This window comes from Pseudomonas sp. R5-89-07, from assembly GCF_003851685.1.
GTDB lineage: Bacteria > Pseudomonadota > Gammaproteobacteria > Pseudomonadales > Pseudomonadaceae > Aquipseudomonas.
Genome location: NZ_CP027727.1, coordinates 5,177,809 through 5,196,756 on the forward strand (window position 1 = coordinate 5,177,809; position 18,948 = coordinate 5,196,756).

At 61.9% G+C, this 18,948-nt stretch carries 19 protein-coding genes; 8 read left to right on the forward strand and 11 right to left on the reverse strand.

All coding sequences use genetic code 11. The annotated features are described in order from the left end of the window. Positions 1-34 precede the first annotated feature (34 nt). Together C4J94_RS23645 and quiC are read right to left on the reverse strand one after the other, a co-directional pair. Positions 35-700 (reverse strand): TetR/AcrR family transcriptional regulator, encoded by a 666-nt coding sequence (locus C4J94_RS23645; protein WP_124388304.1) that lies wholly within the window; start codon positions 698-700, stop codon positions 35-37. Between the two features lie 169 nt (positions 701-869). Next, a complete protein-coding gene (gene quiC, locus C4J94_RS23650) occupies positions 870-2,771 on the reverse strand; it encodes a 3-dehydroshikimate dehydratase QuiC (RefSeq protein ID WP_124388305.1) in 1,902 nt (633 codons plus the stop codon). A 210-nt stretch (positions 2,772-2,981) separates the two neighbouring features. Between quiC and C4J94_RS23655 the strand changes: the two genes are divergently transcribed. Then, on the forward strand, positions 2,982-4,316 hold the full coding sequence (locus C4J94_RS23655) for an MFS transporter (RefSeq protein WP_124388306.1): 1,335 nt from the start codon (positions 2,982-2,984) through the stop codon (positions 4,314-4,316). Here the strand turns inward: C4J94_RS23655 and C4J94_RS23660 are convergent, their stop codons facing one another. Beyond that, entirely contained in the window at positions 4,317-5,195 is an 879-nt protein-coding gene (locus C4J94_RS23660) for a DMT family transporter (RefSeq protein ID WP_065935812.1), read from the reverse strand. Positions 5,196-5,380: 185 nt separating this feature from the next. Between C4J94_RS23660 and C4J94_RS23665 the strand changes: the two genes are divergently transcribed. The 3 genes from C4J94_RS23665 to C4J94_RS23675 are packed head-to-tail and all read left to right on the forward strand — an operon-like array spanning position 5,381 to position 7,713. After that, positions 5,381-5,794 carry a lipoprotein gene (locus C4J94_RS23665; RefSeq protein WP_124388307.1) on the forward strand — a complete coding sequence of 138 codons (414 nt, stop codon included), beginning with the start codon at positions 5,381-5,383 and terminating at the stop codon, positions 5,792-5,794. Between the two features lie 56 nt (positions 5,795-5,850). Next, complete coding sequence (locus C4J94_RS23670) at positions 5,851-6,738, forward strand: neutral zinc metallopeptidase (protein ID WP_124388308.1); 888 nt, start codon at positions 5,851-5,853, stop codon at positions 6,736-6,738. After that, positions 6,739-7,713: an alpha/beta hydrolase gene (locus C4J94_RS23675; protein WP_124388309.1), complete on the forward strand. Its 975-nt coding sequence runs from the start codon at positions 6,739-6,741 to the stop codon at positions 7,711-7,713. It begins immediately after the preceding gene. Positions 7,714-7,769: 56 nt separating this feature from the next. Here the strand turns inward: C4J94_RS23675 and C4J94_RS23680 are convergent, their stop codons facing one another. From C4J94_RS23680 to C4J94_RS23690, 3 genes are read right to left on the reverse strand one after another with little or no spacing between them, the layout of a single operon-like run. Next, entirely contained in the window at positions 7,770-8,369 is a 600-nt protein-coding gene (locus C4J94_RS23680) for an HAD family hydrolase (protein WP_124388310.1), read from the reverse strand. Continuing rightward, positions 8,366-9,235 carry an acyl-CoA thioesterase II gene (tesB, locus tag C4J94_RS23685; protein WP_032884635.1) on the reverse strand — a complete coding sequence of 290 codons (870 nt, stop codon included), beginning with the start codon at positions 9,233-9,235 and terminating at the stop codon, positions 8,366-8,368. Before tesB ends, C4J94_RS23680 begins: the two co-directional genes overlap by 4 nt. 38 nt (positions 9,236-9,273) lie before the next feature. Next, positions 9,274-9,843, reverse strand: a complete 570-nt coding sequence (locus C4J94_RS23690; protein ID WP_124388311.1) for a GNAT family N-acetyltransferase — start codon at positions 9,841-9,843, stop codon at positions 9,274-9,276. Between the two features lie 75 nt (positions 9,844-9,918). On the opposite strand from C4J94_RS23690, the gene C4J94_RS23695 reads away from it, so the two are divergent. Together C4J94_RS23695 and C4J94_RS23700 are read left to right on the forward strand one after the other, a co-directional pair. Next, positions 9,919-10,839: a histone deacetylase gene (locus tag C4J94_RS23695; RefSeq protein ID WP_124388312.1), complete on the forward strand. Its 921-nt coding sequence runs from the start codon at positions 9,919-9,921 to the stop codon at positions 10,837-10,839. A 171-nt stretch (positions 10,840-11,010) separates the two neighbouring features. Next, positions 11,011-12,237, forward strand: a complete 1,227-nt coding sequence (locus C4J94_RS23700; RefSeq protein ID WP_124388313.1) for a TIGR03862 family flavoprotein — start codon at positions 11,011-11,013, stop codon at positions 12,235-12,237. A 69-nt stretch (positions 12,238-12,306) separates the two neighbouring features. On the opposite strand, the gene C4J94_RS23705 is transcribed toward C4J94_RS23700, so the two are convergent. The 5 genes from C4J94_RS23705 to C4J94_RS23725 all read right to left on the reverse strand — a co-directional run bounded on the left by C4J94_RS23705 (position 12,307) and on the right by C4J94_RS23725 (position 16,896). Next, positions 12,307-13,641, reverse strand: coding sequence for a DEAD/DEAH box helicase (locus tag C4J94_RS23705; RefSeq protein ID WP_124388314.1), 1,335 nt, complete (start codon positions 13,639-13,641; stop codon positions 12,307-12,309). Positions 13,642-13,690: 49 nt separating this feature from the next. Beyond that, entirely contained in the window at positions 13,691-14,587 is an 897-nt protein-coding gene (gene yedA, locus C4J94_RS23710) for a drug/metabolite exporter YedA (protein ID WP_124388315.1), read from the reverse strand. Positions 14,588-14,913: 326 nt separating this feature from the next. Further along, positions 14,914-15,525: a PolC-type DNA polymerase III gene (locus tag C4J94_RS23715; protein ID WP_124388316.1), complete on the reverse strand. Its 612-nt coding sequence runs from the start codon at positions 15,523-15,525 to the stop codon at positions 14,914-14,916. 42 nt (positions 15,526-15,567) lie between these two features. After that, entirely contained in the window at positions 15,568-16,044 is a 477-nt protein-coding gene (locus C4J94_RS23720; protein WP_124364522.1) for an NYN domain-containing protein, read from the reverse strand. Between the two features lie 120 nt (positions 16,045-16,164). Further along, a complete protein-coding gene (locus C4J94_RS23725; RefSeq protein ID WP_124388317.1) occupies positions 16,165-16,896 on the reverse strand; it encodes a DUF2076 domain-containing protein in 732 nt (243 codons plus the stop codon). 182 nt (positions 16,897-17,078) lie between these two features. Between C4J94_RS23725 and C4J94_RS23730 the strand changes: the two genes are divergently transcribed. Both C4J94_RS23730 and C4J94_RS23735 read left to right on the forward strand, forming a co-directional pair. Further along, positions 17,079-17,738 carry a YciC family protein gene (locus C4J94_RS23730; RefSeq protein ID WP_124388318.1) on the forward strand — a complete coding sequence of 220 codons (660 nt, stop codon included), beginning with the start codon at positions 17,079-17,081 and terminating at the stop codon, positions 17,736-17,738. A 41-nt stretch (positions 17,739-17,779) separates the two neighbouring features. Beyond that, positions 17,780-18,868: an endonuclease/exonuclease/phosphatase family protein gene (locus tag C4J94_RS23735; protein ID WP_124388319.1), complete on the forward strand. Its 1,089-nt coding sequence runs from the start codon at positions 17,780-17,782 to the stop codon at positions 18,866-18,868. The last annotated feature ends 80 nt before the right edge of the window (positions 18,869-18,948 follow it).

Sequence of the window (18,948 nt, forward strand, 5' to 3'; positions counted from 1 at the left end):
GATTTGCATTTCTACTCTAAAAACTGTGAATTATTCAGGCTTGCAGGTAACGCAGCACCGACTCGCAGATCATGTCGCGGTGCCGCTGCTTGATCGCCTCATCCGACAGTTCGATCTGAAAAATCTCACTGAAGGTATGCCGGTTGGAGACGCGGTAAAAGCTGAACGAGTTGATCAGCAAGTGCACATCCAGCGGTTCCAACCCCTCGCGAAACAGCCCCATGTCGGCGCCTCGACGCAGGGTCTCACCGAGCCCCTCGAGAATTTTGCTGTTCATGTCCTTGATCGTGCTGGTGCGTTTGACGTACTCGGCATTGTGGATATTTTCGATGCTGACGATACGCACGAAATCCACGTTCTGGTCATGATGGTCGAAGGTGAACTCCACCAGCCGGCGGATCGCTTCGCGCGGTTCCAGGGCCGTGAGGTTCATGCGGGTTTCGGTGTTGCGAATATCGCCGTAGAGCTTCTCCAACACCTCGACGTAGAGCTGCTCCTTGCTACCGAAGTAGTAATAGATCATGCGCTTGGAGGTGTGGATGCGCTCGGCGATGGCGTCCACGCGGGCACCGGACAGGCCTTGCTGAACAAACTCGACAATGGCTTCCTGGAGAATATTCTCGCGGGTCTTTTCCGGATTGTTCTTGCGACTCTTGCGCGGTGCGTCTGACACGGCAGAGAGATCGGGGGTCAGGGTCATGGTGCGCTCACGGCGTTTTATGCAGGCCCGATTATGGGCCGAGGCGCTGCCCGAAGGAAGCACCTGCCTGCCGTATTACCCACTCCTCGGTGGTGATTTGGAGACTGCCATCGGGGGCAAGCCCCCTCCCACACTTTGATTGTGTTCGCCGTTCAAATGTGGGAAGGACTTATAGACGTGCCTGGCGCACTGCGCCGCTGCGCGACTTGGCCATCGCCGCCAAACGCACTGCCACGTTGGCCGCGCCATAACCGGCATAACTGTTCTTGCGCTGGATGATTTCAAAGAAGAATCGCCCCTCGAAGGCTTCGGTGTAGACATGAAACAGCTCACCGCCCTGGGCATCACGGTCGTACAGCACGTTGTAGTACGCCAGTTCGCTGAGGAATTCATCGTCGAAATCAAAACGTGCGGCCAGGTCATCGTAGTAATTGAGCGGGATGTCCAACAGCGGCACGCCGGCGTCCTTGGCGCGGCGCACCTCGGCGAAAATATCCGCGCAATCGAAGGCAATGTGGTGCACGCCCGAGCCGCGATAGCTTGAAAGCGCGTGGGAAATTGCCGTGTTGCGGTTCTCGGAAATATTCAGCGGCAGGCGGATCGAGCTGCAGCGGCTGCGCAGTGCGCGGCTTTTCACCAAACCGTAAGGGTCGGGCAGCACCACTTCGTCATCGGCTTCGAAATCCAGCAGGCTTTTGTAGAACAGCACCCAACTGTCCAGGCTGTCGGCTGGCAGGGCCATGGCCATGTGGTCGATGCGCAGCAAACCGCCGCTGGCGGCGGTCGCGGGTTGCAGGTTGAAATCGGTGTCGTAGAGCCCGCCTTCACTGGGGTCCACCAGGTAAATCAGGCTGCCATCGGGTGCACGCACTGCGGCCAACTCCAGTTCATTGGGCCCGACCAGGCCACGATAGGGCTGGCCCTTGTAGGCCACCGCCCGTTCCAGCGCCTTGGGGCTGTCCTTGACCCGCATCGCCGTGGCGCATAACGACGGCCCATGGGCCTCGAAAAAGTTGTGGGCAAAGGAATAGGGTTCGCAATTGAGGATCAGGTTGATATCACCCTGGCGCAACAGGCTCACATTCTTGGAGCGATGCTGGCCGGCCTTGGCAAAACCCAGGCGCTCCAGCCAATGGGTCAGCTTGGCGCCGAGGCTTTCATCCACTGCGAATTCGAGGAATTCAATGCCGTCGTATTCGCTGGCCGCCGGGGTCTCGAACAGGATATCCAGGGGCGCAGCAGGTTTCTGCGCGGCCAGGCGCTGGCGGGTTTTCTCTTCCAGGTACAGCAGCGAGCGCAAACCATCGGCCGCATTGGCCCGCGTCGGCGCGGCGCGAAAGCCGTCGTTGAAAATTTCCAGGGACAAGGGCCCGGTGTAGCCACTCTTGATGATCGGCGCGAGAAACCCCGCCAGGTCGAATTCGCCCTGGCCGGGGAAGCAGCGGAAATGCCTGCTCCACTCCAGCACGTCCATGGCCAGGATCGGCGCGTCGGCCATTTGCACAAAGAAGATCTTGTCGCCGGGGATCTCGGCAATGCCGCTCGGGTCGCCCTTGAGCGACAAGGTGTGGAAACTGTCGAGCAGCACGCCCAGGCTTGGATGATCCACCTGACGCACCAGGTTCCACACCTGCTGCCAGGTGTTCACATGCTTGCCCCAGGCCAGCGCTTCATAGCCGATTCTCAAGCCACGGCGGCCCGCGTGTTCGGCCAGCAGGCTGAGGTCGTCCAGCAGGATGCGCTCATCCCCCACGCAATCGGCCGAGGCATTGCTGCACACCAGCACCAGGTCGGTGCCCAGCTCCTGCATCAGGTCGAACTTGCGCTCGGCGCGTTCGAGGTTGCGCGCCAGGCGATCACGGCGGCAGCCTTCAAAGTCTCGAAACGGCTGAAACAGGGTGATGGCGATGCCCAGGTCAGCGCACATCTGCCGGACTTCACGCGGGCTGCCGTCGTAATACAGCAGGTCGTTTTCAAAGATCTCAACCCCATCAAACCCGGCGGCGGCAATGGCTTCGAGCTTTTCCGGCAGGGTGCCGCTCAACGACACGGTAGCGATGGAACGTTGCATGGGTCACTCCCGGCACTTGTTGTTTATGGCAAATTATTCGCCCCCAGCCTACACGCGGCAATTAAAATGTACGAACCGGTTAGTTTTTAGTGCGATTATCGAACACTATGCCCCTTTGGCGAATTGACGACTTTTTAACCACTGCGCACCATCGACCTTGCACCAAGACCCAGAACACACCATAAAAATTTCAAAAACGGGTACGACCTCATGCCTCTGCAAAACTCCGCCCTGGCCGCGCGCCCCGGCACCCCGCACGCCGGCATCGGCGACAAGATCCGCGGCGCCCTGGCCGTGGGTAAAACCCGCTGGGGCATGCTGGCCCTGGTGTTCTTCGCCACCACCCTCAACTACATCGACCGCGCCGCCCTGGGCGTGATGCAACCGATTCTGGCCAAGGAAATGAGCTGGACGGCGATGGACTACGCCAACATCAACTTCTGGTTTCAGGTCGGCTACGCCATCGGCTTTGTGCTACAGGGCCGCCTGATCGACCGGGTGGGCGTCAAGCGTGTGTTTTTCTGCGCGGTGCTGCTGTGGAGCCTGGCCACCGGTGCCCACGGCCTGGCCACCTCGGCGGTCGGGTTCATGGTTTGCCGGTTTATCCTCGGGCTGACCGAAGCCGCCAACTACCCGGCCTGCGTGAAGACCACGCGACTGTGGTTCCCGGCCGGCGAGCGCGCCGTGGCAACGGGCATCTTCAACGCCGGCACCAACGTCGGCGCGATGATGACGCCTATGCTGCTGCCGCTGATCCTGCACGTGTGGGGCTGGCAGGCGGCGTTCCTGTGCATGTCCGCGCTCGGTGCTATCTGGCTGGTGTTCTGGGGTTTGAAGTACTACAACCCGGAAGACCATCCCACCGTTAAACAATCCGAATTGGACTACGTGCAACGGGAAGTCGAGCCGGAACAGCCCCGCGTGCCGTTCAGCCGCATCCTGCGCATGCGCGGCACCTGGGCCTTTGCGCTGGCCTACTCGCTGACCGCTCCGGTGTTCTGGTTCTACCTGTACTGGCTACCGCCGTTCCTGAACCAGCAATACAACCTGGGCATCAACGTGACGCAGATGGGTATTCCGCTGATCATCATCTACCTCACCGCCGACTTCGGCAGTGTGGGGGGTGGCATTCTGTCCTCGTTCCTGATCGGGCGCGGCATGAACTCGATCAAGGCGCGGCTGCTGTCGATGCTGTTGTTCGCCTGCTGCATCGTCGGCGTGATCATGGCGGCCGGTTCCAGTCAGTTGTGGGTCGCGGTGTTCGCCATCTCCCTGGCCATCGGCGCGCACCAGGCCTGGACCGCCAACATCTGGAGCCTGGTCATGGACTACACGCCCAAGCACATGATGAGCACGGTGTTCGGCTTCGGCGGCATGTGCGCGGCCATCGGCGGCATGTTCATGACCCAGATCGTCGGCCACATCCTGACCGTGACCAACAACAACTACACGCTGTTGTTCACCCTGATTCCGGCGATGTATTTCATCGCGCTGGTGTGGATGTACTTCATGGCGCCACGCAAGATTCCTACGGTAGACGCGTAATCAACGCCGCCGCTGCTGCCAGGCAGCGGCCAAGCCGCTCATGCAGATCACTCCGATACCGACCACCGTGGTCATGTCGGGGGTATGGCTGAACACCAGCCAACCCAACAACCCCGCAAACACGATCTGGCAATAGCCGAACGGCGCCAGCAAGGCCGGCGCCGCAAAGCGGAACGCCTGGGTGAGCATCAAGTGCGCGGTCATCCCGCAAGTGCCCAGCGCCAGCATCATCACGCCATGCCACAGGGTCGGCACCTGCCAGAAGAACGGCACCATCGCACTCATCACCAGGGTGTTGCACAGGCCGGCGAAGAAGTTGCTGGTGGTGGGGCTGTCGTACTGGCTGAGGATGCGCGTGAGCAGTTGGTAGAAGCAGAAGAACAGCGCCGAACACAGCGGCAGCAGCACCGCTGGCGTGAACAGCTCACCGCCCGGATGGATGATGATCACCACGCCGACAAACCCGCAGATCACCGCCAGCCATTGGCCTCGTGTGACGTGCTCGCCGAGCAAGGGCACCGACAGCGCTGTCACCAGGATCGGCGCGAGGAAGTTCACCGCCGTGGCCTCCGCCAGGGGGATGTAATGCAACGCCGTGGTGAAGAACAGGCTGGTGCCCAGCAAGCACAGCGCCCGCACCACCTGCATGCCCGGCCGCTTGCTGCGCAGCACGCGCAGCCCCGATTGCGGCAGGAAGATCCCGGCCATCAGCAAGGTGTGCACCATGTACCGCGCCCACACCACCATCACGATCGGGTAGAACCCGGCCAGGTATTTGGACAACGCGTCGTGGCTGGAGAACAGGAACGTCGCCAGCACAATCAGCAGGATGCCCTTGAACGGATGGTTGACGCCGGAAAGCGGGGTACTGACAGTCATTGAATTCTCTTGTGTGGCGAGCTGAACGCGGTGCACTTAACCGAAGTAATCTAGCAGCCGGGCAGGCGTCTGCCCCAAGAGCATAACCAAACACCGGGCGAACAGCGCACTAAATCCGTGGATTCGAGTCCAACCCTGCACGCGCGCCCCGGCGTTGCACACTTTTTAATCAAGGCCCTGCCGCTATGAAAAAAATCCTGTTTGCCCTCTCTGCCCTTGCCCTGCTCGCGGCCTGCGATAAAACCCCAAAAGAAGCGCCCAAGCCGGCCCCCGCGTCCGTGCAGGCGACCCTGGTACCGCAAACCCCACCCACTGATAAATGGGTCGGCAAATGGATCGGCGTCGAAGGCTTGAACCTGAGTATTGCCAAGGACGACAGTATCGGCCGCGGCCACTACCTGCTCACCATGCAGTACGGCCTCGATGCCGACGCTTCCGGCACGTTCAAGGGCCAGGCCACCGATGACGGCATCGCCTTCACCCGCCCGGACGGCCCGCAGGTGCTGCGCGCCGGGGATGGTGCAGCCACGGGCTTGAAATGGCTGGCAGATAAAAAAGACTGCCTGATTGTTGCCGCCGGCGAAGGCTATTGCCGCTAATTGCGACCATACTTCACCCATATTTTTGCCGGACCGTTTATCAAGAGGAATGCCCCATGCTATGGAAAAAAGGCCGACGCAGCGACAACGTGGTGGATGCCCGCGATGACAGCGGCAGCGGTGGTGGCGGTATGCGCTTCGGCGGTGGCAAGGGCCTGAGCCTGACCGCCATTGTGCTGATCGTCGGCATCGGCTGGCTCACCGGCCAGGACCCGATGCAGATCCTCGGCCAATTGACCGGCCAGATGGAGCAGGCGCCGTCCGTCAGCCCGCAATCGCGTCAGGCGCCAGCTGCCAACGACGAGCAGGCCGACTTCGTGCGCGCGGTGCTGGGCGATACCGAAGACACCTGGGGCCAGGTATTCCAGGAGAACGGCCTGGCCTACAAGAACCCGAAACTGATCCTGTTCCGTGGCCGGGTGAACTCCGCCTGCGGGGGCGCCACCTCCGCCAGCGGCCCGTTCTATTGCCCGGCGGACCAGCAGGTGTACCTGGACCTGGATTTCTTCCGGGAAATGTCACAACGCTTCCAGGCCGCCGGCGATTTCGCCCAGGCGTATGTGATCGCCCACGAAGTCGGGCACCACGTACAAACCCTGCTCGGCATCTCGTCCAAGATCCAGGACGCCCGCCAGCAGGGTCGCCAGATGCAAGGCGACGGTGGCCTATTGGTGCGCCAGGAACTGCAAGCCGACTGCTTTGCCGGCGTATGGGCCAACCGCGCGCAGAAACGCCTGAACTGGCTGGAGCCCGGCGATATCGAAGAGGCGCTCAATGCCGCCAACGCCATTGGCGATGACCGCCTGCAGCAACAGGGCCAAGGGCGCGTCGTACCGGACTCGTTTACCCACGGCACCTCGGCCCAGCGCGTACGCTGGTTCAAGGCGGGCTTCGCCCAGGGTCAGATCACCCAGTGCGATACCTTTGCAGCCAAGAGCCTCTAAATGAATAAACGAATGGGGTGGCTGCTCGCGTTGTTGATGTCCTGTTCAGTATTGGCGGCCGAGCACGGTGTCAAAATGGTCAGCCCCGATCGTTTTCACTTGGATGCGGGCGATCTCAGCCTGGGCTTGAGCCAGGATTGGCGCCAGCCGCTGCCAGAGGTCACCCGCGCGCTGATTATCGTGCATGGCCGCCTGCGCAACGCGCAGACTTACCTGCAAAGCGGTATCGACGCCGCCGCTCATGCCGGGGTTGGTGCTGATGTGCTGGTAATTGCACCACAGTTTCTCAACCAGTCGGATATGAAGCGTAACCATCTGGATAACCAGGTGCTGCGCTGGAAAGGCAACGACTGGATGGCCGGCGAGCAGTCAATCGGTCCCGGCCAGGTCAGCTCCTTTGGCGCCCTCGACCAGATCATCAAACACCTGGGCAACCGCACCCTGTTCCCGGCGCTGAAAGAAATCGTAGTCGCCGGGCATTCCGGTGGCGGCCAGGTGGTGCAGCGCTTCGCGGTCACCGGCCACGCGCATCCGATGCTGCAGACCGAGGGCATTCGCCTGCGTTATGTCGTGGCCAATCCATCGTCTTACGCCTACTTCAGCCCACAACGCCCGGTGAAGTTCGAGACGGCCGGTTGCCCTGGCTTCAACGACTGGAAGTACGGCATGCAAGGCCTGCCGGAGTACGCCAAGGGCCAAGGCGCCGAGCAACTGGAACAGGCCTATGTGTCACGTGATGTCACTTACCTGCTGGGCCAGCAAGACACCGACCCCAACCATCCGGCGCTGGATAAAAGCTGCGAAGCCGAAACCCAGGGCGCCTACCGGCTGATCCGCGGGCACAACTATTTCGACTACCTCAAGCAACGGCATCCGCAGTTGAGCCACAGGCTGGTGGAAGTGCCGGGGGTGGGCCATGACGGGGATAAGATGTTCACCTCGCCCGAGGGCCAGAAAGTCCTGTTCGCGCAATAGCTGCCGAAACCGGATAAAAATGTGGGAGGGGGCTTGCCCCCTCCCACCTTTGATCTCTATTGGCTGGACTGGATCATTTGGCGCAATACCGTGCAATCCTCGGCATGCCAATCCGCCAATTCCGGCCACGGGTTCTCCGGCAGGTTAACCAACACCGTCCGCGCACCGGCTGCCCGGCCGCAGTCCAGGTCGAAGCGATAATCGCCCACCATCACCATCTCGCTTGGCGCCACCTCCCAGGCCGCCGCCAGCTTCAACAGGCCACCCGGATCCGGCTTGGGCGGCGCGTCCTCACGCCCCAGCACGTCCTCGAACGCAAAACAGTCCGCCAAGCCAATCGCCTGCAGCGTGACATGCGCCAGCTCCTGCGCATTGCGCGTCAGAATCCCCAGGCGATAACCACGCCCGGCCAGCTCACGCACCAGCTCCACCGCGCCCTCGGCGGCGACCGAACCCAGGGCCAGTTCGCGCTCATGCTCCAGCAGCCAGGCATGCTTGGCCGCCGCGATGTCCGCCGGCAACCCGGCCAGGTGAGTGAGAATGTCGTCTTCTGGCGCAATCTCCAGCGCCACGCGAATGGCGGCGAAATCATGCACCGCCACCGTGAGGGTGCCGTCCATGTCGAACACCCAATGCCGGACGTCGGCCAGGCTCATGCCCAGTCCTTGCGATGGCGAATCAAGCCTTCCTGGGTCACCGACGCCACCAGTTGCCCGGCGCGGTTGTACACACTGCCTCGGGAGAACCCTCGGGAATTGCCGGCCCATGGGCTGTCCATGGCGTACAGCAACCAGTCGTCGGCGCGCAGGTCGGCGTGGAACCACAGCGCGTGGTCGAGGCTGGCGACCTGCATATCTTTTTGCCACACCGTCTTGCCATGGGGCAGCAGCGAGGTGGTCAACAGGCCGAAGTCCGAGGCGTAGGCCAGCAGGTATTTATGCAACGCCGGTGTGTCGGCCAGGGCACCGTCGGCGCGAAACCACACGTACTTGACCGGGTCGGACGGCTGCGGGTTGAACGGGTCCTTTTCGGTCACCGGGCGTACTTCGATGGGCTTGGGGCACAGCAGCTTGTCGCGCATGTGCTCGGGGATCAGGTGCGCGCGCTGCTGAGTCAGTTCCAGCTCCGACGGCAGGTTCTCCGGGCCGACCACCACGGGCATGGTGGTCTGGTGCTCGAAGCCTTCTTCGTCGTACTGGAAGGAAGTGGTGCAGGTGAAAATCGGATGGCCCTTCTGGATCGCCGTGACGCGACGCGTGCTGAAACTGCCGCCGTCGCGCACGCGGTCCACCGAGTACACCACCGGTAATGCCGCGTCGCCCGGGCGCAGGAAATAACCGTGCAGGGAATGAACGTGGCGCGCTTCTTCGACAGTCTGGCTGGCCGCCGACAGCGACTGGCCCAGCACCTGGCCACCGAACAGTTGGCGAAAACCCAGGTCCTGGCTGCGGCCGCGAAAGAGGTTTTCCTCGATCGGCTCCAGGGTCAGCAAGTCCACCAGATCTTCCAATACTTGGCTCATAGAGCAACTCCTAAAATCGATAGGGCATTCCGGGCTGCTTATCCATGCAGCGTGTCCAACCATTGGGCGCGGGTGATGCGGTACAAAACATGCTGGCGCAGCGGGTCATCGGCTGCGACTTTGGGGTGTTCAAAATCTGCCTGCGGATCGTAATGCATACCGATGGCCTGCATGACTTTTTGTGAAGGCAGATTGGCTTCGGTGGTGAAGGCGACGATTTCATCCAGGCTCAGGCGATCAAAACCACAGCGCAATGCGGTCCAGGCCGCCTCGCTGGCATAACCCAGGCCCCAATGCTCGCGGGCCAGGCGCCAGCCAATTTCCACCGCCGGGGTGAAGCCCGCTTCAAAACTGACGTTCTGCAGCCCGGTCAGGCCGATGAATTCGCCGGTGTCCCTGCGCTGCAAAGCCCAGAGGCCGAAACCATACTCGGCGAAATGGCCGCGAATCCGGCCAATCAGTGCGGCGCTTTCCAGGTGGCTCAATTTAGCCGGGAAATAACGCATCACCTGTGGGTCGGCGCACATCTGCGCAAAGGCCTGCAGGTCGCTGTCACGCCATTGGCGCATGATCAGCCGTGCACTTTCCAACTCCAGTATCGGCTCCATGGTCCCCCTCCCTTGCGATGTGCGTGAGTGTACAGCGCTGGTAAGATCCGACGCAGATTCCTGTCAGAAAATCCCATGCCCTTGCCATTGATCTACCACGATGACTACAGCCCCGAGTTCCCGGCGGACCACCGATTCCCCATGGACAAGTTTCGCCTGCTGCGCGACCACCTGGTGGACAGTGGCCTGACCGAGGACCGCCACTTGCTGCGCCCGCAGTTGTGCCCGGCAGAGATTCTGGGCCTGGCCCACGAACCTGGGTATATCGAACGCTACATGAGCGGCAAGTTGTCTCGCGAAGACCAACGGCGCCTCGGCCTGCCGTGGAGCGAAGCCCTGGCGCGACGCACCGTGCGCGCGGTGGGCGGCTCGATCCTGGCGGCGGAGCAGGCGCTGGAGCATGGCCTGGCCTGCCACCTCGCCGGTGGCACCCACCACGCCCATTACGATTACCCGGCGGGCTTTTGCATCTTCAATGACCTGGCGGTGATCAGCCATTACCTGCTGGCCAGCGGCCGGGTCAACCGTGTGTTGATCTTCGACTGCGACGTACACCAGGGCGACGGCACCGCGCGCATCCTGCATGACACGCCGGATGCCATCACCGTCTCGCTGCACTGCGAGAAAAACTTCCCGGCGCGCAAAGCCCAGAGCGACTGGGACATTGGGTTGCCGATGGGCATGGGCGATGCCGACTACCTCAAGGTTGTCGATGACGCGCTCAACTACCTGCTGCCGTTGTACCAGCCGGACCTGGTGCTGTACGACGCGGGTGTGGATGTACACCAGGACGACGCACTGGGCTACCTCAAGCTCACCGATGCCGGCGTCGCCGCCCGCGATGAAAGCGTGATGCGTCACTGCCTTGGCCGCGACATTCCGGTGATGGGCGTGATCGGCGGCGGCTACAGCAAGGACCGCCCTGCCCTGGCCCGCCGCCACGGCATCCTGCACCACAGCGCGCAGCGTGTGTGGACGTCATCAGGCTGTCATTGAAGTGTGGGCGTTACCCACAATGCCTGTGGAACCAGCTGTGGATAACTTGAGCGTAACGGTCTGAAAGCAGTTAGCCGTATGGCTTGCAGGAAACTGTACATTTTTTGATCAGGCAGCGCCGCCATCGTCGGGTAGAATACTCGGCCTATTCATAGCGCCGCAGCCCTGCCCATGCCTCAGACTTCTCCTCATTGTGTCGCCATCATTGGCGGCGGCCCTGCCGGACTGATGGCCGCTGAAATCCTGAGCCAGGCGGGCGTGCGGGTGGACCTGTACGACGGCATGCCCTCAGTGGGGCGTAAATTCCTGCTGGCCGGCGTGGGCGGCATGAACATCACCCACTCCGAAGCCTACCCGGCGTTCCTCTCGCGTTATGCCGAACGAGCACCGCACCTGGCACCGTTGCTGCGCAGCTTCGGTGCCGAGGCGTTGCGCGAGTGGATTCATGGGCTGGGCATTCAAACCTTTGTCGGCACCTCCGGGCGCGTATTTCCTACGGACATGAAAGCCGCGCCGCTGCTGCGCGCCTGGCTCAAGCGCCTGCGTGAGCAAGGTGTGGTTATCCACACCCGGCATCGTTGGGTGGGGTGGAATGCCGAAGGCGATTTACTTATCCACAGCCCGGAGGGCGAGCAAGCCGTGCACAGCGATGCGGTGCTGCTGGCCTTGGGCGGTGGCAGCTGGTCGCGCCTGGGCTCCGACGGCGCCTGGCTCAACCTGTTCGAAGGTCGCGGCCTGCCCTATGTGCGCCTGCAACCGAGCAACTGCGGTTTCGAGGTGTCGGCCTGGAGCGATTTGATGGTCAGCAAATTCGCCGGGGCTCCGTTGAAAAACGTCGCCATTGGGCTGGGGGACGATAAGCCGCGCCTGGGCGAATGCGTGGTGACGGCTACCGGTATCGAAGGCAGCCTGATCTATGCTCTGTCGGCGCCGATTCGCGAAACGATCAACCGTGACGGCGCCGCCACCGTGCATATCGATCTACTGCCGAGCAGGCCTCTGGACAAGGTACAGGCTGCATTGGCCAAACCGCGGGGGTCGCGGTCGATGAGCAAGCATTTGCACAGTCAATTGGGCCTGGATGGGGTCAAGGCAGCGCTGTTGCGTGAGCTGGCCCCTGCTGAGCATTTCAATGACCCGGCGCAGTTGGCGGTGGATATCAAAGCGCTGCCGCTGACATTGGTCAGGACCCGGCCGCTGGATGAAGCCATCAGCACCGCCGGCGGTGTGCCGTTCGAAGCGCTGGATGAGCGGTTGATGATCAAACAGTTGCCGGGCGTGTTTTGTGCCGGGGAGATGCTCGATTGGGAGGCGCCGACCGGGGGGTATCTGCTGACGGGGTGTTTTGCCAGTGGCAGGGCGGCTGGGCTTGGGCTGTTGGAATGGCTTAACCGCTGAGAGGTGGGGTGGATTCAAGGCCGCCATCGGGGGCAAGCCCCCGATGAGGCCATCAGCCACACCGCAAAATCACTTCTTCTTACGCGGCCCGGTGTTGAAAACCGGCACCTTGCGCACTGGCTTGATCGACGGTTCCGCCGGTGCTGCATCACCGCTGTCCACCCACTTGCCCAGATTGCGCTTACCGCCTCCGCCCGACGTCTTGGGCTTCTTCGGCTTTTTCGGCTTCTTCACCACCTGCCCGCTGGCATCGGTATCCGGCACGCGGTGTTCCGGTTCGAAGTCCGGTTCCATCTTGCGGGTGAGGGTTTGGCGGGTCAGCATTTCGATCGCCGAGAGCATGTTCACTTCATCGGCACACACCAGGGAAATCGCCTCGCCGGTGTTGCCCGCGCGGCCGGTGCGGCCGATGCGGTGGATATAGTCTTCGGCGACGATCGGCAGGTCGAAGTTGACCACCAGCGGCAGGTCTTCGATGTCTAGGCCACGGGCAGCCACATCGGTGGCCACCAGGATCTGCACGTCGCTGGCCTTGAAGCGGTCCAGCGCACGCTGGCGTGTGGCCTGCGGTTTGTCGCCATGGATACCGTCGGCGTTGATGCCCAGCCCCTGCAACTTATCCACCAGCGCATCCACGCCGTTGCGGGTTTTGGCGAACACCAGCACCTGCTTCCAGCGACCCTTGCGCATCAGGTGCACGAACAGCTCCGCCTTGCGCTTTTTATCCACCGGCACCACCCACTGCTTCACCGTGTTGGCGGCGACGTTGCGCGGGCTGACTTCGATGCTCAGCGGGTCATTGAGCATCTGCCCGGCCAGCAGACGGATGTCGTCGGAGAAGGTGGCGGAGAACAGCAGGGTCTGGCGCTTTTTCGGCAGCATGCGATAGATGTTGGCCAGCTCTTCGGAAAAGCCCAGGTCAAGCATGCGGTCGGCTTCATCCAGCACCAGGGTTTGCAGCTGGTTGAGTTTCAGCGCGTTCTGGCGGAACAGGTCGATCAGGCGGCCGGGGGTGGCAACCAGGATGTCCACGCCCTTGCGCAGCTTCATCATCTGCGGGTTGATGCTCACGCCGCCGTACACCGCGTAAGTGGTCAGCGGCAGGTGCTGGGCGTATTCGGCGACGCTTGTGTGAACCTGCTCGGCCAGTTCACGGGTGGGGCACAGGATCAGCGCACGTGCCGAGTTGGCGGCGACTTTCGGCCCTTCCATCGTCAGCAGCTGCAGCAGTGGCAAGGCAAAGCCTGCGGTCTTGCCGGTGCCGGTCTGGGCCGCAGCCATCAGGTCACGACCGGCCAGCACCGCCGGAATGGCTTGCGCCTGCACCGGCGTCGGGGTCTGGTAGCCAAGCGTCTCAAGGGCGCGCAGCAAGGGTTCGATCAGGCCAAGGGAGGCGAAAGTCATGTGTTTACCGTAGGAAAAATTCAGCGCAAGGTCGCAATTGCGCCGCAGTTTACCTTATTTCCGCCTTCGGCTTGCGCCACTGGGGCAGGCTGATCAGCAACACCGCGCTGATGATCACCAGCATCGCCAGGGCTTCCTCCAGGCCGATGGACTCGCCGACGAACACAATCCCCAGCAACACCGCCACCGCAGGGTTCACATAGGCATAGCTGGTGGCGGCCGCCGGGCGTACATGCTTGAGCAGGTACATGTAGGCGTTGAAGGCGATGATCGAACCGAACACCGTCAAATAGGCCAGGGCCAGCCAGCCTTCCAAGGGCGGCATCGCCTGCAAGTGCTCACCCGACACGCCGCTGACGATCAACAACGCTACGCCAGCCACCAGCATTTCAGCGGCACTCGCCATCGCACCCTGGGGCAGTGGCAAGTGACGGCTCCACACCGAACCAAACGCCCAGGACGCCGCCGCCATCAAGAGCAACACCGCACCCAGCGGGCTCGATTGCAGGGTGCTGCCCATATTGAGCATGGCGATGCCGATAATCCCCAGAATCACCCCGGCCCATTCCAGCCGCGTATTACGGGCGCCCCAGAAAAAACCACACAGCAAGGTAAACAACGGCACGGTGGCCACGGCCAACGCGGCGACGCCGGACGATACGCCCATATGTTCCGCCACGCTGACGCCACCATTGCCCACGGTAAGCAGCAAAATACCAATCATCCCGGCAGCCTTCCATTGCGTCCACGTCGGCGCCGGCACACCACGCCACCTGAGGTAGCCGTACATCAACGCGCCTGCCGTGCAAAACCGAATCCCCGCCAGCAACAACGGCGGCCAGTACTCCACGCCGATGCGAATCACCAGGTAGGTGGAACCCCAGATCACATACAACGCAAAAAAGGCGGCGATCAAGGGTAAGGGGAAACGACGTGGGCCAGGCATTGGGTGGCTCTATGGCAGGAGGGGGGAGGCTTATTCTAGAAACGAAGGTGCATAAACTTAAGTTACAAAACAGGTTTAAAACGCCAATACACTTGGTCGCTGACCTGATCGTTCCCACGCTGCGCGAGGGAATGATCTGAAGCGGGTGGTGGACCTGGCGCTGGCGTGCACAAAGGCTCGATAGGCGACGCATAACTAAATGTGGGAGGGGGCTTGCCCCCGATGGCAGTGGGTCAGCTACACATAAGCTGGCTGATCCACCGCTATCGGGGGCAAGCCCCCCTCCCACATTTGGAGCTTCAGTGTCCTTGAAACCGCGCCCAGGCTCAGAACCCGCGATGTTTCTTCAGGTGTTCATTGATCTTCGCCGCCGGCACTTTCTGCAAGGTGCACAGCAAATCATGTGACAGCTCACGCAGGCCATGAGTCTGGCGCAGTTCCTGGGCCAGGTGCGCGGTGAGGTTGGCGGCCATTTCCGCATCCGCCAGCGCCCGGTGGGCCTGGCCGGTGTGGGGCAGTTGGGCGTAGGCGTTGAGGGTGCCGAGCTTGTGGTTCGGCGCCGTCGGCATGAGGCGGCGGGCCAGTAGCAGCGAGCAGGCGAATTTTTGCAGGCGGGTGCGGCGGATCAAGCCCAACTCGTAGTCCCAGAACTTCTGGTCGAACGCGGCATTGTGCGCCATCAACGGCGTGGTGCCGACGAATTCATTGACCTCATTCATCACCCGCTCGGCCGGTGGCGCGTTGCGCAGCATGGCGTTGCTGATGCCGGTGAGCTGCTCGATAAACGCCGGCACGCGTACACCGGCATTCATCAGGCTCTGGTAGCGGTCGACGATTTGCCCGCGCTCAAGGATGACCACGCCAATTTCCGTGGCCCGGCAGTAGCTGCTCGGAGTGATGCCGGTGGTTTCAAAGTCGATGACCGCTATACGTTCCAAACCTGTTCCAACTCCGTCTAACAATGTAGTGGGCCGCCGCGCTTATTTGAGCAGCAACGCGCCTTCGATCGGCACATAGCGGCTGGCAGCGCGTATCAATGAATTGGCCGTCAGCCCCGGCACGCCGTAGGCCACGGCTTGCACGCCATGCTTGTGAATGATGCGGTCGAGCAGCATGTCGAAATCGCCATCGCCGGAGGCCAGTACCACTTCGTCGACGTTAGCGGCGGCATCCATGATGTCGATGGTGATGCCCACGTCCCAGTCGCCCTTCGCCGAGCCGTCGCTGCGCTGGATGTAAGGCTTGAGCTTCACGGTAAAACCCAGGTTGCGCAGGATCTGCTGGAACTGCTGCTGCTTGCTGTCGCCACGGTCGATGGCGTAGGCGTACGCCTCCACGATCTGCCCATGAGCGCTGATATCAGCCCACAGTGCGGCGTAGTTGAAGTGGCAACCATAGGCCTGGCGAACGGTGTAATAGAGGTTTTGCACATCGGCGAACACTGCAATTTTTTTCACCGCACTTCCTCAATTGACCGCCAGGCGCCAGCGCCCGGAAAGGGGGCCAGTATGCCAGCCAAGGGAAGGTTTCCGGGAAAAAATCAGACCGGAGCGCCGCAGCGCTCCGGCTGGGGTGTGTCAGACGAAGGAATCGTCGTCGCCAAAGGAGGAGGAATCGTCGGAATAATCGCTGTCGGCGAAGCTGTCCGCGTTGTTGCTGCCCCAGCTGTCATTGCCTGCGAACTTCTGGTCATCGTTGCCCCAGCCACCCTGGTCACCGGCGGGCGCCGGTTGTTCGATGATCTCTTCCACCACCTGCGGCTGTTGGTTGTGGTGGAACAGGTTGCTGATGCCTTCGGCGAGCAACACACCACCGGCCACGCCGGCTGCGGTTTTCATCGCGCCCCCCAGGAACCCGCCGCCCGCAGGTACGGCGGCGGCCGTTGGTTGCGGCTGTTGATAATTCTGCTGCGGCGCGGGCTGGTTGAACGCGGGTCGCGCCGGCTCACGCCAACCGCCGCCCGAGTTGCTCGGTGCAGGCTGAGCATCACGCGAACCACCGCCACCAAAGATGCTCGACAGAAACCCGCCACCGCTCGCCGGGGCGGCTGGCGCGGATTTGGCGCGCTCTAATTCTTCCTGCAATTGCTGGATCTGCTGCGCCTGTTGCTTGTTCTGCGCATCGAGGCTTTTGAGCGCATGTTCCTGCACCAGTAGCGACTGGGTCATGTAGTAGCCGGCGGCCGGTTGGCGAGTCATGTGTTCCTTGATCCGCGCTTCGGCCTGGGCGTCGCGGGGGGCTGAGTCCGTTTCGGCTTGCTGCAACCGTGAAAACAGTCCGTCGATCAGGGTTTGTTCTTCGCTGTTCATGGCGACCTCGTTAGATTGCCGGTAAAAAAATCAGGGTCCCGCCTGGCATCAGGCAAGGTACGCGTTAGTTATGGGGCTGTTACCAATTGTTTCAATGGTCTTTACTCAAGGTTTACGTTTGCTTGCCCACGCCAGCTATCGGTTAAAGTGTGCCCCTGCTTTTTCGGCCTGTGATGACTCTGATGAATCCGTTAGACGTGCTGCGCGACTCCTTCCGCTTTACCCAACGTAACCTGGGCGCCATCGTCCAGCTGTGCCTGCCGCTGGTGATCCTCGAAGCCCTGCTGCAACAGGTGCTCGACCACACGCTGGGCCCGGATGCCTTCAGCGGTTACAGCGTGGTGGTGGGACTGCTCGTGTACCCGTTGTACACCGGCGCGTTGATCCTGTTTCTCGACGCGCGCACCCGTGGCGAGTCGCCACGCACCCGGGATGTGTGGGCCATGGCCCTGGCGATGTGGCCGCGCTTCGCCCTGCTGACCGCCATGAGCACGCTGCTGATTCTGCTCGGGTTGTCGCTGTATTTCCTGCCGGGCCTGTGGCTGATGGTGGTGCTGGCGTTTGCCGAGTACTTGCTGGTACTGCGCGGCATGTCGGCGCTTGAAGCGATGAAGGAAAGCCTGCGCCTGACCCGTGGGCATTTCTGGCGCATCCTGGTGTGCCTGCTGTGCGTGATGACCCCGCTGTGGCTGCTCAAGGGCGCCAGCGTGGCGGCCTATCCCGAACCCGCGCCGCTGCTGGGGCTGTTGATGGACAGCGCCCACAGTTTCCTGCAGCTGTTTACCAGTGTGGTGCTGTTCCGTTTATTCATGTTGATCGGTGGCGACGCCGACGCGCGGTGATATGCTCCGTGCCCATTCTGAAACGCACATAAGCCGAGCCGATGACCCGTTTATTGCGCATCACCCTGTTGAGTCTGCTGCTGATGGCGGGCCTGCTGACGGCGCTGATCTACAGCCTGACCTGGCGCCCCGACGACAAGCAGACCCTGCCCGTCAGTTGCGTGGCGCCGCGTGCGCCGACCCTGCTGCCGGGGCAGGCGCTCAAGGTAATGACCTGGAACGTGCAATACCTGGCCGGCAAGAACTACGTGTTCTGGTACGACACCCCCGACGGCAGCGGCCCGGACGAGCGCCCCACGGTTGAAGACATGGCCTTCAGCCTCGACGAAGTGGCGCGGGTGATCCGCGACGAACAGCCCGACATCCTGCTGTTGCAGGAAGTCGACGAAGGCGCCAAGCCCTCCCATTATCAGGATCAGCTCGCCCTGTTGCAGGAGCGCCTGGTCGACCTCTACCCCTGCAGCACCCAGGCTTTCGACTGGAAAGCCGACTTTGTCCCCAACCTGCCTATCTTCGGCAGCGTCGGGCGCAAATTGGCGACCCTGAGCCGTTACCAGATCGAACACGCCGAGCGCCTGCAACTGCCAACCGCAGAGGCCAACTTCATCAGCCGCCAGTTCCAGCCCAAGCCTGCGTTGTTGTTGACTTACCTGCCGCTGAGCGACGGTGGCCAACTGGCCGTGCTCAACACGCGACTGGAAGGCGGCGTGCCTGGGCGCAGTGCCGTTCAGGAGCAGGTGAAGGCCACCGTGAAGCTGCTGGATAAACTGGAAGGCCGTGGCACGCCCTGGCTGATCGGCGGGGATTTCAATTTGCTGCCGCTGGGCCAATTCCTGCGCCTGGATGCGCAAAAACGCGGCCAATATTCGCCCGACAGTGAGCTGCATCTGTTGTGGGACAAATACCCGATGATCCCGAGCAACAGTGAATCCAGCGGGATCGACCGGGAAAAATGGCTGACGCACTTCCCTAACGATCCAAGCCTCGAAGGGCCGGATCGTACGCTGGATTACCTGTTCTACAGCCCTAGAATCAAGCGGGTAGAGGCCAAGGTGCGGCAGCAGGACACGTTGCGCATTTCCAACCATCTGCCGGTGATCGCCCGGTTCCTGTTGCCTGCTGCGCAATAAAATGTGGGAGGGGGCTTGCCCCCGATGACAGTGTGTCAGTCAGTAAAGCTGTTACTGATACACCGCTATCGGGGGCAAGC